The organism is Nesterenkonia natronophila (genome assembly GCF_003595215.1).
GTDB lineage: Bacteria > Actinomycetota > Actinomycetes > Actinomycetales > Micrococcaceae > Nesterenkonia > Nesterenkonia natronophila.
Genome location: NZ_QYZP01000003.1, coordinates 258,707 through 272,591, shown reverse-complemented (window position 1 = coordinate 272,591; position 13,885 = coordinate 258,707). Strand labels below are relative to the sequence as shown.

The 13,885-nt window shown below is 61.2% G+C and carries 16 protein-coding genes; 5 read left to right on the top strand and 11 right to left on the bottom strand.

Annotated features, from left to right (window positions below; genetic code table 11):
* Positions 1-21: 21 nt before the first annotated feature.
* Together D3250_RS10270 and D3250_RS10265 are read left to right on the top strand one after the other, a co-directional pair.
* Entirely contained in the window at positions 22-360 is a 339-nt protein-coding gene (locus D3250_RS10270; RefSeq protein ID WP_119903291.1) for a BlaI/MecI/CopY family transcriptional regulator, read from the top strand.
* Between the two features lie 36 nt (positions 361-396).
* Positions 397-1,374 (top strand): M56 family metallopeptidase, encoded by a 978-nt coding sequence (locus D3250_RS10265; protein ID WP_225973275.1) that lies wholly within the window; start codon positions 397-399, stop codon positions 1,372-1,374.
* A gap of 11 nt (positions 1,375-1,385) precedes the next feature.
* Here D3250_RS10265 and D3250_RS10260 read toward each other — a convergent pair whose 3' ends face one another.
* Both D3250_RS10260 and fabG read right to left on the bottom strand, forming a co-directional pair.
* Entirely contained in the window at positions 1,386-2,147 is a 762-nt protein-coding gene (locus D3250_RS10260) for an SDR family oxidoreductase (RefSeq protein ID WP_119903289.1), read from the bottom strand.
* A gap of 38 nt (positions 2,148-2,185) precedes the next feature.
* Positions 2,186-2,893, bottom strand: coding sequence for a 3-oxoacyl-ACP reductase FabG (gene fabG / locus D3250_RS10255; RefSeq protein WP_119903288.1), 708 nt, complete (start codon positions 2,891-2,893; stop codon positions 2,186-2,188).
* A gap of 133 nt (positions 2,894-3,026) precedes the next feature.
* On the opposite strand from fabG, the gene D3250_RS10250 reads away from it, so the two are divergent.
* The 3 genes from D3250_RS10250 to D3250_RS10240 are packed head-to-tail and all read left to right on the top strand — an operon-like array spanning position 3,027 to position 4,620.
* A complete protein-coding gene (locus D3250_RS10250) occupies positions 3,027-3,452 on the top strand; it encodes a DUF3099 domain-containing protein (RefSeq protein ID WP_119903287.1) in 426 nt (141 codons plus the stop codon).
* On the top strand, positions 3,452-3,709 hold the full coding sequence (locus tag D3250_RS10245; protein WP_119903286.1) for an acetone carboxylase: 258 nt from the start codon (positions 3,452-3,454) through the stop codon (positions 3,707-3,709). Before D3250_RS10250 ends, D3250_RS10245 begins: the two co-directional genes overlap by 1 nt.
* A complete protein-coding gene (locus D3250_RS10240) occupies positions 3,706-4,620 on the top strand; it encodes an SURF1 family cytochrome oxidase biogenesis protein (protein ID WP_225973274.1) in 915 nt (304 codons plus the stop codon). The genes D3250_RS10245 and D3250_RS10240 overlap by 4 nt, the downstream gene beginning before the upstream one ends.
* Here the strand turns inward: D3250_RS10240 and D3250_RS10235 are convergent.
* The 9 genes from D3250_RS10235 to D3250_RS10195 form a co-directional block, all read right to left on the bottom strand.
* Positions 4,607-6,205: an ABC-F family ATP-binding cassette domain-containing protein gene (locus D3250_RS10235; RefSeq protein ID WP_119903285.1), complete on the bottom strand. Its 1,599-nt coding sequence runs from the start codon at positions 6,203-6,205 to the stop codon at positions 4,607-4,609. The genes D3250_RS10240 and D3250_RS10235 overlap by 14 nt on opposite strands.
* Positions 6,206-6,456: 251 nt before the next feature.
* Positions 6,457-6,786 carry a metal-sulfur cluster assembly factor gene (locus D3250_RS10230; protein ID WP_119903284.1) on the bottom strand — a complete coding sequence of 110 codons (330 nt, stop codon included), beginning with the start codon at positions 6,784-6,786 and terminating at the stop codon, positions 6,457-6,459.
* A gap of 51 nt (positions 6,787-6,837) precedes the next feature.
* A complete protein-coding gene (gene sufU, locus D3250_RS10225; protein WP_318778952.1) occupies positions 6,838-7,338 on the bottom strand; it encodes a Fe-S cluster assembly sulfur transfer protein SufU in 501 nt (166 codons plus the stop codon).
* Positions 7,331-8,587, bottom strand: coding sequence for a SufS family cysteine desulfurase (locus D3250_RS10220; RefSeq protein WP_225973273.1), 1,257 nt, complete (start codon positions 8,585-8,587; stop codon positions 7,331-7,333). Before D3250_RS10220 ends, sufU begins: the two co-directional genes overlap by 8 nt.
* A 13-nt stretch (positions 8,588-8,600) precedes the next feature.
* Positions 8,601-9,368 (bottom strand): Fe-S cluster assembly ATPase SufC, encoded by a 768-nt coding sequence (gene sufC / locus D3250_RS10215; protein ID WP_119903281.1) that lies wholly within the window; start codon positions 9,366-9,368, stop codon positions 8,601-8,603.
* 53 nt (positions 9,369-9,421) lie between these two features.
* Positions 9,422-10,717 (bottom strand): Fe-S cluster assembly protein SufD, encoded by a 1,296-nt coding sequence (gene sufD / locus D3250_RS10210; protein ID WP_119903280.1) that lies wholly within the window; start codon positions 10,715-10,717, stop codon positions 9,422-9,424.
* 77 nt (positions 10,718-10,794) lie between these two features.
* Positions 10,795-12,273, bottom strand: coding sequence for a Fe-S cluster assembly protein SufB (sufB, locus tag D3250_RS10205; RefSeq protein ID WP_119903279.1), 1,479 nt, complete (start codon positions 12,271-12,273; stop codon positions 10,795-10,797).
* A complete protein-coding gene (locus D3250_RS10200) occupies positions 12,270-13,100 on the bottom strand; it encodes a helix-turn-helix transcriptional regulator (protein ID WP_119903278.1) in 831 nt (276 codons plus the stop codon). The genes sufB and D3250_RS10200 overlap by 4 nt, the downstream gene beginning before the upstream one ends.
* A gap of 32 nt (positions 13,101-13,132) precedes the next feature.
* Entirely contained in the window at positions 13,133-13,750 is a 618-nt protein-coding gene (locus D3250_RS10195) for a dihydrofolate reductase family protein (protein ID WP_158583127.1), read from the bottom strand.
* Positions 13,751-13,885 lie beyond the last annotated feature (135 nt).

Here is a 13,885-nt window from a genome sequence, read left to right as displayed (position 1 = left end):
GCCCAAAAGGAGCAAAACAGCATGGCTTCACTCGGTGAACTTGAGCGTTCCGTCATGACTCTGCTGTGGGATTCAGCGCAGCCCTTGAGCGCCAATGAGGTGTGCGAGTTGCTGGATGAAGATCTCGCCGTCACCACTGTGTTGACCGTGCTCGCCCGCCTGGAGAAGAAGGGCATGGTGCAGCGTGAGCGCGCCTCCCGACCCCATCGGTACGCCTCAGTAGCTTCGCGTGAGGAGCACACTGTAGAGATGCTCAATGAAGTCTTAGGGACCGTCCCCGATCGGGAAGCGGTTCTCGCACGCTTCATCGGCAGTGTCTCCGATTCTGAGGCTGCTGCACTGCGCAGAATCCTCGGCTGAAGTGTGCCGGGTCTCCCTGCCAAATAGACTAGTGGAGTGGAAGCCTTAGCGTGGAGTCTTGCGGCCCTTGCGGTCGTATTGGCGGTGCCAGTGCCGAAAGTTCTCCACACTGCCTCCTTTCGCGGGCGTTCGCCATGGGTAGCCATGGTCTTGTGGCAGGCCATCGCCCTGGCCGGAGGTCTGTCGATGGTGGGAGCACCCATCGTCTACGGTCTTGCTCCCCTCGGTGAGAGCCTTCCGGACGCCCTCTGCGCGGTGGTGAACCTCACGCTGGCCGAGGACTCTGCAGTCCTCGCAGAGGCGGATCTTCGCCCCTGGCACATCTTCGCGCTGTGTGCGGGGCTGCTGCTCGGCAGCCATCTTCTGCTGACCCTGGCTCGCACCTACTTTCGCGTGCTGGGGGCCCGCCGGCGCCATCGGCAGTTGGTGGACCTGCTGTCCACTCCCCTGTCGAAAGCGCTGGACGAGGCTGACACTCAGGTGATCGAACATGAGACCCCACTGGCGTACTGCTTGCCCGGTCGCACCAACGCCAGTTCCGTCACGGTGCTCTCACGCGGGCTGCTGAACACCCTGAGCAAACCAGAGTTGGGCGCGGTGGTGGCGCATGAGCAGACGCATCTGAGGCAGCGTCACCATCTGCTGACGATGACGTTCGAAGCTTGGTACCGAGCGCTGCCCTGGCTGCCGACGAATCGGTACGGCCGAGAGGCAGTGCTGGAGCTGACTGAGATGCTCGCCGACGACGGCGCTCTGCGTTACTACTCCCCCGAGACCCTGCTGCGGTCCCTGGCTCTGAGCTCAGCTGAGACTGCGTCGCCTCGAGAGGCGCCCCTCAATGCAGGAAGCGCCAGCGGTGATGCGTCTCCTACTCCCGAGACGCTGATCACCGGAGCTCGGCTCCAGCGACTGCTGGTGCCCACTGAACCACTTGGAGCACTGGCCACAGTGAGCATCCTAGTCGCGTCGGCGGCTCTGCTGGGGGTCCCTACTGTGCTGCTCCTGCTGAGCTAGCGGACCGTGTCTCAGCGTGAGCGAGCTAAGAAGTCCCCAGCGCCACCGACCAGTTCAGTGTGAGCCTGCTTGAGGCCCTCTTTGCCGACCATCGCCGCAATCTCAGCGGCGAACTCCTCCACCGAGTAGAGCTTGCCAGCAGCCTCCCGACGAGCCTCGATTGCCCCCGGCTCAGCACGGTTGAGCAGCGTGGCGGTGATCGTTCCCTCAATCATGTCTCCGGAGACAACAGTCAGCGTGATGCCGCGCTCATCCAGTGCGGGGACCATCTCCCGCAGAGCATCCTCCCCAGCGCGCTTAGACCGGGCCACCGGCTCATAGGCGTCCATCGTGGAGACCTCGTGGATGAAATGCGCCTGATGACTGGTGACAAAGACAATCTGTGCGCCGCGGGGCATCACCGGCATAGCAGTCTTGACCATGTTCACCTGAGCGTCACGATTCAGGCTCAGCGCATAGTCTTCGCCTCGGTCAGCTTCCATCCCACCCGAGGCATTGAGCACCAGCAGATCCAGTGAGCCGAAATTCTCCACTGCAGCATCGGTCAGCGCACGGGCACCTTCGGATTCTGTCAGATCGGCTTGGACGGCCACGGCCCTGCCACCGGCTTCCTCGATTCCCTTGACCACCTTATTGGCACGCGGGGCTTTGGCCCGGTAATTTACGACGACTCCGGCACCCCGCGCGCCGATCAGCTGGGCTGTAGCGGCACCAATTCCTCGGGATGAGCCGGTAATGATGGCGCCTTTCCCTGCAAGGTCTCTGCTTCCCATAACGTCCTCTCTAAGGTCTTAATGTGACATCACTGCGGTCAGTGGCCCATGCCCAGACCACCATCGACTGGAATGACAGCACCGGATATGTAGCCGGCATCTTCGCCAGCGAGCCACCGAACTACACGGGCCACTTCATCGACTTCGGCGAAGCGGCCGGCGGGAATGCTGCCCAGGTACTTCTGCTGGGTCTCCTCATCCAGAGCGTCGGTCATATCTGATCGTACGAACCCGGGAGCGACCACGTTGGCCGTGATGCCTCTGCCGCCCAGTTCACGGGTCAGTGAGCGGGCCATGCCCACGAGGGCTGCCTTCGACGCCGAGTAGTTGATCTGCCCCGGAGAACCGTACAGTCCAACCACGGAGCCAATGAGAATGACGCGCCCTCTGCGCATCCGCAGCATGCCCTTTGAGGCACGTTTGAGGACCCGGAAGGCGCCGGTGAGGTTTGTGTCGAGGACATCTGAGAAATCGTCTTCGCTCATTCGCAGCAGCAGCCCATCCCGGGTGATCCCGGCATTCGCGACCAGTACCTCCACGGGGCCATGGGCTTCTTCGACCGTCTTGAAGGCGGAGTCGATGCTGGCAGAGTCTGTCACATCAGCTGCGACGCCCAGTGCGCCTTCCGGCGCCTCGCCATTGCGAGTAGTGACGGCTACCTTGTCGCCATTGGCGAGAAACGCCTCAGCGATTGCGCGACCGATCCCACGGTTGCCGCCTGTTATAAGAACTGATCGTTCACTCATAGGACTCCTCGCTCAGTGCAGAATTGCTCGCCCTCCACCCTACGTGAGTCCTGGACCTACCCGCCGGTACGCCGCAGACCGGCGTTCGTGCTCCCACCCTGACACCCCGTTCTACAGCGCGTAGAATGGGGTGATGACCAACCCGGTCCACTCCATCACTGACGCGCCGCTCAAGCACAGTGTGGAGCAACGAGCCCGGATGGTCCGCTACACGGTAGCCATGTCGATCCGCATCGTATGCTTTATCCTTGCGGCGGTAGTGGGCGTGGCCTGGCAGAGTTGGTGGTCCATCGCGTTCGTTGTAGCTGCAGTGGTGCTGCCGTACATCGCTGTGGTGGATGCCAATGCCGGTGGTGACCGCTACATGGCCCAGCGTGAGGCTGCCGGGTTGGAACGCCAAAATATCCTCTCGACCGGCAGTGAGGAGCCCGACGAGGAACCCTTGCAGTGGTGGGAGGACGAAGATGATGATTCCGCACCGCTGCCGTCCAGCGGGGAGCCCGAAGTGATCCCAGGACAGCTCGACAATTTGGACAGCGAGCAGGAGGAGCCGCGCTGATGGACCTTTTGGGTGCACTGAGCTCTGATCAGCAGGGCCCAGACGTGCCGCAGTGCTCACGTAAAGGCTGCGCCGCACACGCCGGTTGGCAGGTGAAGTGGAACAATCCTAAGATTCACAGCCCCGAGCGTCGCAAGGTCTGGCTTGCCTGTGACGAGCATCGCCAATGGCTGGAGACATTTCTGCAGGCGCGGCTGTTCTGGCGCAGCACCGACCCCCTTGGGAGCGCTCCGGGTGAGGCTGAGGCGCACCTGTGAGGCACCGCTACGCTTTTCTGCTCTCTCCTGTATGGCTGGGCTGGCTCGCCGTCTGTGTGCTGTTCTGCATCGCATGCTACATGCTGGGCCAGTGGCAGTTGGACCGTCGCGAAGCTGCATTGGAGGAGATCAATCGGGTGGTCTCCAACTATGACGAAGATCCAGTCGCCTATGTCGAGGCCAGAAATCTCTTCGCTGAAGGTGACTCCAGTGACGAATGGACAGTCGTGGAGCTCCGCGGCGAATACCTCGCAGATGATTCTTTGCTGGCCCGAAACCGGGGTCATGGCGGCCAGGTGGGTTACGAGCAGCTCGTGCCCTTCCGGGATGCGACAACCGGTGACGTCGTGATCGTCTCCCGCGGCTGGCTGCCCACCTCCAGCGCGGATGGTTCGGTCCCCGCGTTCAATCCTGAACCGCCAGAGGGCGACGTCGAAGTCACCGCGCGACTGAAACCGGGAGAACCGGAGATCGACCGTGGCGCACCTCAAGGCCAGTTGGCGTCGATCGATCTCGCTGAGTACCAGGGGCAGGTGAGTTACACCGTGGTCCAAGGTGCCTATGCGCGCATGGCTGAGGAGTCCCCCGCACCTGCTGAGGCCCCTCACCAATTGGCCCGACCGAGCTTGGACGAGGGACCGCACCTGAGTTACTCCATGCAGTGGGTGGCATTCGGCCTGCTCAGCTTCGTGGGCTGGGGCTATGCCGCCCGCGTCCACCGACGCAACCTGGACCTTGAGGAGCACCACGACGCGGAGGGAACCAGCGAAGACTGGAGGTCAGCGGACCCTCGGCTGGAGAAGCTGCAGCGTGCCCGGCGGGCCAAGGAGGTGCGACGCCGCCAGAAAGGTCGGTACTCCGATGAGGATGCTGAGGACGAGTGGGTCGACAGTCGGCTCATGCCAAGGTGACGAGGTCCTCATACTCTTTCGTGTAGAGGTCTTCCACCCCGTCTGGAAGCAGGACAACTCGTTCGGGGTCTAGAGCTTCGACTGCCCCCGGATCATGAGACACCAACACCACGGCACCCTCGTAGGTGCGCAGCGCGGCGAGAATCTCTTCGCGGGAGGCCGGGTCCAAGTTATTGGTGGGTTCGTCCAGAACCAGCACGTTGGCGCTGGAGCCAACAAGGGTGGCCAATGCCAGCCGGGTCTTCTCCCCACCAGAGAGCACTCCGGCTGGTTTCGCGACGTCGTCGCCGGAGAAGAGGAACGAGCCCAGGATCTTGCGCTGCTCGGTGTCGCTGAGGAACGGAGCCGCTGTCTTCATGTTCTCCAACACGGACCGGCTGGTGTCCAGGGTGTCATGCTCCTGGGCAAAGTAGCCTAGTTTCAGGCCGTGTCCGGGGATGATGCGCCCGGAGTCAGGTTCCGACACCTCAGCGAGCATGCGCAGCAATGTGGTCTTTCCTGCACCGTTGTAGCCAAGGACCACCACACGCGAGCCCCGGTCAATGGCGAGATCCAGCCCTGTGAAAATCTCCAGGGACCCGTAGGACTTGGATAGTCCTTCGGCCATCAGTGGCGTCTTCCCACAGGACTGAGGTTTCGGGAATCGGATATTGGCGATCCGGTCAGCTTGCCGCTCACCCTCGAGGCCGGCCATCATGCGGTCCGCGCGCTTGAACATGGACTGAGCTGCTGTCGCTTTGGTGGCCTTCGCGCGCATCTTCTCTGCCTGGGCGCGCAGCGCGGTGGCCTTCTTCTCCGCGTTGGCGAACTCACGCTTCCGCCGTGCCTCATCCTGTTCCCGCTGAACGAGGTACTTCTTCCAACTCATGTTGTATTCGTCCACCGTCATACGCATCGCGTCTAGGTAGAGGACCTTGTTCACGGTGGACTCGATGAGGTCCACATCGTGGGAGATGACAAGGACACCCCCGTGGAACCGCTGCAGGTAGTCCCGCAACCAGACTATGGAGTCTGCATCCAGGTGGTTGGTGGGCTCATCCAGCAGCAGGGTGTCAGCGTCAGAGAACAGTATCCTGGCCAGCTCCACCCGGCGGCGCTGACCGCCAGAGAGCGTATGCAGCGGCTGCAAGAGGATACGCTCAGGGAGGTCGAGGTTCTTGCAGATGATGGCCGCCTCGGACTCCGCAGTGTACCCGCCGGCTGCCTGGAACCGTGCCTGGAGATGGTCATATCGGCGCATGGCCTTCTGCTGAACGGTGTCATCCTCGGAGGTCATATCCTCTTCGGCCTGGAGAAGCTTGGCCGAGACCACATCGAGTTCACGAGCGGCGAGGATTCTGTCCCGCGCGGTCTGCTCCATGTTCTCAACCCGGGGGTCCTGCGGCAGGTAACCGATAGATCCCCGGCGATCGATGTGCCCTGCGGCTGGCTGGGCGTCACCAGCCATGACTTTGGTCATGGTGGTCTTTCCAGCTCCGTTGCGACCCACCAGGCCGATCTTGTCCCCGGGATCGATGCGGAAACTGACACCGTCCATCAATAGACGCGCGCCGGCACGCAGCTCGAGGTTGGATACGCTGATCAACGGTGAGATTCCTCTGTGACGAAATTGGATGTATGACTGAATGGACAGGGTCAAAGGGCAGCCAGAACTGACCACACTCGGCTGGAGCTGACCGCCGGACAAGACGACACCGCAAAGGAGACCTCGTCGCCTTTACCAGCCTGGAGTTGTGGGTGATACAGCACCACTGCGGGGTTCAACGTCGGCCAGCAAGCTTAGAGCTCAGCTGGCCCGACGCCGCGCGCAGCCCAGCCTAACGTTAAGCGGCTTGATTAGATATTGAACCCGAGGGCTCGCATCTGCTCCTTGCCGTCATCGGTAATTTTCTCCGGACCCCATGGCGGCATCCATACCCAGTTCAGGCGCCATTCATCGACCATTGTGCCGACGTGCTGGCCCACCTGCTCTTCTAGAACATCGGTGAGGGGACAGGCTGCGGTGGTCAGCGTCATATCAATGACCAGTGCGCCGTCGTCCTCATAGCGCAGACCGTAGAGCAGCCCGAGGTCGACGATGTTGATGCCCAACTCGGGATCAATCACCTCCTTCAGCGCCTCTTCAACGTCCTCAAGAGGGGTTTGGGTGGTGGTGGATTCGCTCATCGGTTCTTCCTTCCCGTTGTGTCTACGGGCATAACGTTGTGGTGGTCTCCACTATGCCTGAGTATGTGGTGCCTGGCCAGAGCCGCCGGTACTGAGCCGCGCCTGAGCGAGCGCCTCGCGCAGGGCCATCCAGCCGAGCAGCGCACACTTGACCCGGGCGGAATACCGACCGACGCCCGTGAATGCGGTGAGGTCCTCGAGCAGTTCCATCTTCTCCGGAACCAGATCCTGTCCGCGGTTGTGAATAAGCTCACGGAAGGTCTCCCCCAGCTGCTCGGCCTCAGCAAGCTCTTCACCCTCCACCATTTCGTGCATCAGTGAAAGGGAAGCTTGGGAGATGGAGCAGCCTCTGCCGCTCCACGCGAGACCCGAGAGTCGGGTGCCGTCAAGGCTGACCTGAACGGTGCACTCATCACCGCAGGTCGGATTGACCTGAAATGATTGTCCGTTGGGTGCGGGAAGCTGACCTTCACCAGATCGTGTCTTGGAATGATCGAGGATGACCTGCTGGTAGAGCTGTTCCATGGCGCTTGCGCGCGCCGGGTTAGGCAAAGAACTTCACCACCTTGTGGAGTCCGTCGATGAATGCCTCGACATCTGCGGTGGTGGTGTACACACCTGCGGAGGCGCGTGTGGAGGCATGAACGCCGAAGCTCCGGTGTACCGGCTGAGCGCAGTGGTGACCGACTCGTACCGCGATGCCTTGGTCATCAAGGACCTGCCCAACATCATGCGGGTGGACCCCGGGGACGTCGAAGGCGAAGACGGCGAGTCTTTGTTCGCTGCTGGTGGGGCCGAGCAGGCGGACTCCGGGGACCTGAGTGAGGCCCTCCAACAGAATCCCGGCCAAGTGATCCTCATGCGCTGCGACTCGGCCCATTCCCACGGCGCCGAGATAGTCCACCGCTGCGCGCATCCCAACAGTTTGAGCCACCATCTGAGTCCCCGCCTCGAAACGTTGAGGTGGAGGCATAAATGTGGTTTCTTCCATGGTGACCACTTCCACCATGGAGCCGCCGGTGAGAAACGGCGGAAGCGCCTCGAGGAGCTCCCTGCGGCCGTAGAGGGCGCCCACGCCGGTAGGCCCCAGCATCTTATGCCCAGAGAAGACCGCGAAGTCTATGCCCAGCTGGTGGAAGTCCACCGGCAGGTGGGCAGCGGATTGGCAAGCGTCCAATACCGTGTACGCCCCGACTGACTGCGCGCGGTCCAGGATCGTGGCAACGTCGGTAATAGCCCCGGTGACGTTTGAAGCGTGGGTGAACGCCACCACCCGGGTGCGCTCATTGATCACCTCGAGCTGCTGGAGATCCAGACGACCTTCGCCCGTGACGGGTATCCACCGAAGCCGCGCTCCTGTCTTGGCTGCCAGTTCCTGCCAGGGAACCAGGTTTGCGTGATGCTCAAGCTCGGTGACGACGATCTCGTCTTCGGGTCCCAGCTTATAGCGCGAGGCGGAGGAACCGCCGCGGCCCAGGCTCGCGTTCAAGAACCCGTTGGCTATCAGGTTGAGGGCTTCGGTGGCGTTCTTCGTCCACACGATCTCACCGACGTCTGCACCTACAAACCGAGCCACCGCAGACCGCGCGGCCTCAAATGCTTCAGTGGCCTCTTCTGCGATCTGATGCGCACCACGGTGCACCGCCGCGTTATGCAGTTCATTGAACTCGCGCTCGGCGTCCAGGACTTGCCTCGGTTTCTGGCTGGTGGCCCCGGTGTCCAAGTACACCAGGGGCTTCCCGTCCCGAACCTTGCGGCTCAGGATCGGGAAGTCACTGGCGAGATCTAAGAGATCAGTCAAAACGGGCTGAACCTCAGACTCCCGCGGCGGCCGTGGCCAGGAAGCGATCGTAGCCGTTGGCTTCGAGCTCATCGGCCAGTTCCGGACCGCCCTGCTCGGCCACGCGGCCGTCAACGAAGACATGCACGAAGCTGGGCTTGATGTAGTTCAGAATGCGCGTGTAGTGCGTGATCAGCAGGGTGCCCATATCATTGTCCTCGTGCGCCCGGTTCACGCCCTCGGAGACCACCCGGAGCGCGTCGATGTCGAGGCCTGAGTCGGTCTCGTCCAGGATAGCGAACTTCGGCTTGAAAAGCTCCAGCTGGAGGATTTCGACGCGCTTCTTCTCACCACCGGAAAAGCCTTCGTTGACATTTCGGTTAGCGAAGTCGGCGTCGATGCGCAGCTTCTCCATGGCCTGTTTGACCTCTTTGGTCCAGGTCCGCAGTTTCGGGGCTTCACCGTCGATCGCGGTCTTAGCTGTGCGCAGGAAGTTGGTCATGGTGACGCCGGGAACCTCGACTGGGTACTGCATGGCCAGGAAGAGTCCTGCTTGTGCGCGCTCATCGGGTCCCATCTCCAGGACGTCCTCCCCGTCCAGGAGGATCTCACCTTTGGTGACCTCGTAACGGGGATGCCCGGCGATGGTGGAAGCCAGGGTGGACTTACCGGAACCGTTGGGGCCCATGATGGCGTGGATCTCACCGGAGCTGATGGTCAGCGATACGCCCTTGAGGATGTGTTTGGTGCCTTGGTCGGTCTCAATGGAGACGTGCAGGTCCTTGATCTCGAGAGTAGACATGGTGTGTTCGGGTCCTTTGCTTGAAAGTTCTTCGATAAAGACGGCGGGGCGGGTCAGTGGCCTGAGATGCGCAATTCACGTTCCAGGTCGTCGGCGAGGGACTCCCTGATGGAGGGCACCTCGATCTTCTGAACGATCTCGTTCATGAAGCCGCGGACCACCAATTGGCGGGCGATGTCCTCGGGAATTCCGCGGGACATGAGGTAGAACAAGTGGTTGTCGTCGAACCGACCAGTGGAAGAGGCGTGACCGGCGCCCTCGATGAGGCCAGTTTCAATCTCCAGGTTGGGGACTGAATCGGCGCGCGCTCCGTCCGTGAGCACCAGGTTCTGGTTCTTCTCATAGGAGTCAGTGCCTTCGGCTTCCTTGCGGATGAGTACATCGCCGACCCACACACTGCGGGCAGTCTCGCCCTGCAGCGCGCCTTTGTACAGTACGTCTGAACTGTTCCGGGGAGTATTGTGATCCACGAAAGTGCGGTGTTCAATGTGCTGGCCCGCATCTGCGAAGTACAGTCCGTACATCTCAGCCCTGGCGCCTTCGGCGGCGTAGCGAAAGTTGGTGTTGAGGCGCACTGTGTGCCCGCCCAGCGTGACAGCTACGTGCTTATAGGTAGCATCCCTGCCGACCTCAGCGTCGTGCTGGCCCACGTGGACTGCGTCATTTTCCCACCGCTGGAGGGAGATGACGCTTACCGAAGCGCCATCCGCCGCCTTGACCTCAACGTTGCCGTTGAAGTCGGCACTGCCACGGTGCTCGAGAACGACGACGGCCTTGGAGTTGGGCTCAGATTCAATGACGATGTGCCCGTTGGCGCGGGCACCAGCTGCCTTGCCAGTGATGTCCACGCGGATCGGTTCCGCGACCTCGGTATTTTGGGTGACTTTGATGTGCAGAGCTTCGTCAACATTCTTGTAACCCACCACGGCCGCGCGGTCGGCTGGTTGCAGCACGTCTCCGCGGGGTGACTCACCATGGCGGAGGGTGGAGACCACGACGCCTTCGACGGTTCCGCTGACCTGGTAGTCCACTGGCTCCCGATCAGTCCCCGCACCCTCAGTGGGAGTGTCGCTGAGCACACCAGCAAGTTTCTTCAGCGGCGTGAAGCGCCACTCCTCCTCACGCCCGGTGGGGTCGGGAAACTCCGCCAGGTTGAATCCGGTGTGCCGGTTGGCACGGGACCCCGCGCCGGACGTGATCTCCTTTGACTCGCCAAGACCGCCGTGAGTGTGGTCAGCAGCGATATTTGTCTCAGCGGCGAGGTTCTCGCCTTCCTCGGTGAATCCCGGAATGGTGATGCGGCGTTCGCCGACCTCAACTCCGGCTATCTTCTCAGGGGTTTCTGTCATGTGTTCTCTGATCCCTTTGTTCTCTCTTTGGGCAAGACTGTATGCCGCAATATCGGCAGGGGGCACGCTGCGGGGTACTAGCCGACGGAGCCTTCCATCTGCAGCTCGATGAGGCGGTTAAGCTCCAGTGCGTACTCCATGGGCAGCTCCCGCGCGATCGGCTCGATGAACCCGCGCACGATCATGGCCATCGCCTCGTCCTCGGCCAGGCCACGCGACATCAGGTAGAACAGCTGGTCTTCGGAGACCTTGGAGACGGTGGCTTCGTGCCCGAGGGTTACGTCATCCTCCCGAATATCAATGTAGGGATAGGTGTCCGTCTTAGAGATGGTGTCGACTAGAAGAGCATCGCAAACCACCGAGTTAGCGGACCCTTTAGCTTCAGGGTTGATCTGCACCAACCCTCGGTAGGATGCGCGTCCGCCGGAGCGAGCAACGGACTTGGACACGATGGAGCTAGAGGTGTTGGGCGCCATGTGCACCATCTTGGAGCCGGTGTCCTGATGCTGACCTGCACCTGCGAACGCGACCGAAAGGGTCTCGCCCTTGGCATGTTCACCGGTGAGATACACGGCTGGGTACTTCATGGTGACCTTGGACCCGATGTTGCCGTCGATCCACTCCATGGTGCCGCCCTCGTCCACTACTGCTCGCTTGGTGACGAGGTTGTAGACGTTGGTGGACCAGTTCTGAATAGTTGTGTACCGAACGCGGGCGTTCTTCTTCACAATGATCTCCACCACAGCGGAGTGCAGGGAATCCGTGTTGTAGATGGGGGCGGTGCAGCCTTCGATGTAATGGACGTAGGAGTCTTCGTCGGCGATGATCAGCGTGCGCTCGAACTGACCCATGTTCTCGGTATTGATGCGGAAGTAGGCCTGCAGCGGGATCTCTACATGGACTCCCTTAGGCACGTAGACGAAGCTGCCACCGGACCAGACTGCAGTGTTGAGGGCGGCGAACTTGTTGTCCCCCACTGGAATCACCGAACCGAAGTATTCCTCGAAGAACTCGGGGTGCTCCTTCAAGGCAGTGTCAGTGTCCATGAAAATGACACCCTGCTCCTCAAGGTCTTCACGAATCTGGTGGTAGACCACCTCAGACTCGTACTGGGCTGCCACGCCGGAAACTAGCCGCTCGCGCTCAGCCTCAGGGATCCCAAGCTTCTCGTAGGTGTTGCGAATGTCCTCGGGCAGGTCCTCCCAAGTCTGGGCCTGCTTCTCCGTGGAGCGGACGAAGTACTTGATGTTGTCGAAGTCGATATCAGAAAGATCAGCACCCCAGGTTGGCTGAGGCTTACGCTCGAAGTACTTCAAGCCTTTCTTGCGCAGCTTCAGCATCCATTCGGGTTCTGATTTCTTGCTCGAGATATCTTCCACAACACTCGTGTCGATCCCACGCTTGGCCGTCGCGCCGGCAGTGTCCGAGTCGGACCAACCGTACTCGTAGGTGCCCAGGCCCTTCAGCTCAGGGTTATCGTCCAGAACCTTCTGGATGACGCCTGGATCGTCGGTGTTACGCAGAACTTCCTCTGCTTTTGCAATCTGCTCGGTCATGACAACCTCTCTTGTTGACGCGGGGAAATCACGATTCTCTTACGGCCGGCGGTACGTCCGGCCTGTGAAGTCTCTGATGTGCCCTCCCGGGCGCGCGCTGCACGCTCCGCGGCGAGTCGTTCTCGGCCCACTGGCACGTGTGTTGTGCACACGTGGGCCCCAGCGGCTTGGGTGGAGAGCCTGCGGACGTCGACGTCCAACAGTCGAGCGATCATCGCGGTCTCTTCCTCACAGAACACCGGATGCGCGGCGGCTATTTCCCGCACCGGGCAGTGGCCTTGGCACAATTGTGTTGACTGCATGGCCAGGAGGGGATTGTCCCGGCCTACTAGGCGTGTGAATCCGGCGAACCCGTCGGCGCTGAAGAGAGCTGAGAGCCTCTCGGTCCGCTCGTCGAGATCTGCCACGTGTTCGAGCTCCGGGGCGTACCGCTGCTCAAACTCAGCAAAGTATGACTTTGCCAGGGACTGCGCGGCCCTGCCCTCATCACGTTCGTCCATCACTGCGAGAGCGGTGCGCACAAGGTTGAGGTAGTCATCTCCGAGTTCCTGCTGGCCCCGGGATGAGAGCACGTAACGGCGGGAGGGTCGCCCAGCACCTTTTCGGCGGCTCGAGACAGTCTTGATCTCCACCACCCCCTGCTCGGTCATGGCATCGAGATGCCGACGAACCGCTGCGGCCGTAAGACTCAGCTCGCGGCCCAGCTGGGCAGCACTGATGGGACCTTTTTCCACGACTAGCTGCAGCACGCGTTGCCGAGTGGTGCCGTCCAGTTCCCGCGCATCCACTTCGGGCGCAGCTGAAACAGTGTCGCCGTCGAATTTCATGACTCTATTGTGACCTATTCAGAAGAAGCGGTCTAGGAAGGCCACCCTAAAGAGTGGGCACGGGGGCGATACCCCAGGAGAACGTTGCCTGACGTGAAGACTGTCACAGGACCGGGGTCAAGCCTGATTCGCTCCGTGAGGCCGCTGAGGAGACTGCGTCCCCGGCCCAGCAGCACAGGATGGACCAAGATGCGTAGTTCATCAATGAGGCCCTGATCCAGCAGCGAGGCTGTCAGCTCAGAGCTGCCGAATATTGCAACATCACCACTGACTTCATTGATGAGATCCCTGATGTCGGCGGCCAGATCGTAGCCGTCAGAGGTTCGGGTGCCGGACCACACCTGATCCGAGGGAGCCTGGCTGGTGATGACCAGCTTCGGTACTGATGCCATAAAGGTGGCCACCTCCGGCATGCGCGAGGCGGCCTCAGCCGACGTCCAGAATGCGGCAAAATGCTCATAGGTTCGGCGCCCAAGCAGCAAAGCGCCAATCTGACTGAGCTGGCGCACGTTCCATGCGAAGAACTCATCGTCATTGACGCCCCAGTCCAGTTTGGCCTCCGCGTCTTCGAAGTACCCGTCGACGGAACAGAAGAGGAAAGCAAACACCGTTCCGGCGCGGTCTTCGGAGTTCGGGGTGGGGTTTTCCATGGGCCGTCTCCGAGTCCTCCGTCTTCGAACTGCTAGTCGTACCATCGCACCATCACCGGATGCATTTTGCAAGTGGTTATCTGTGGGATCTACCATGGCAGGTCAGCTCACCAAGGACGAATTCGTGTTCTACGG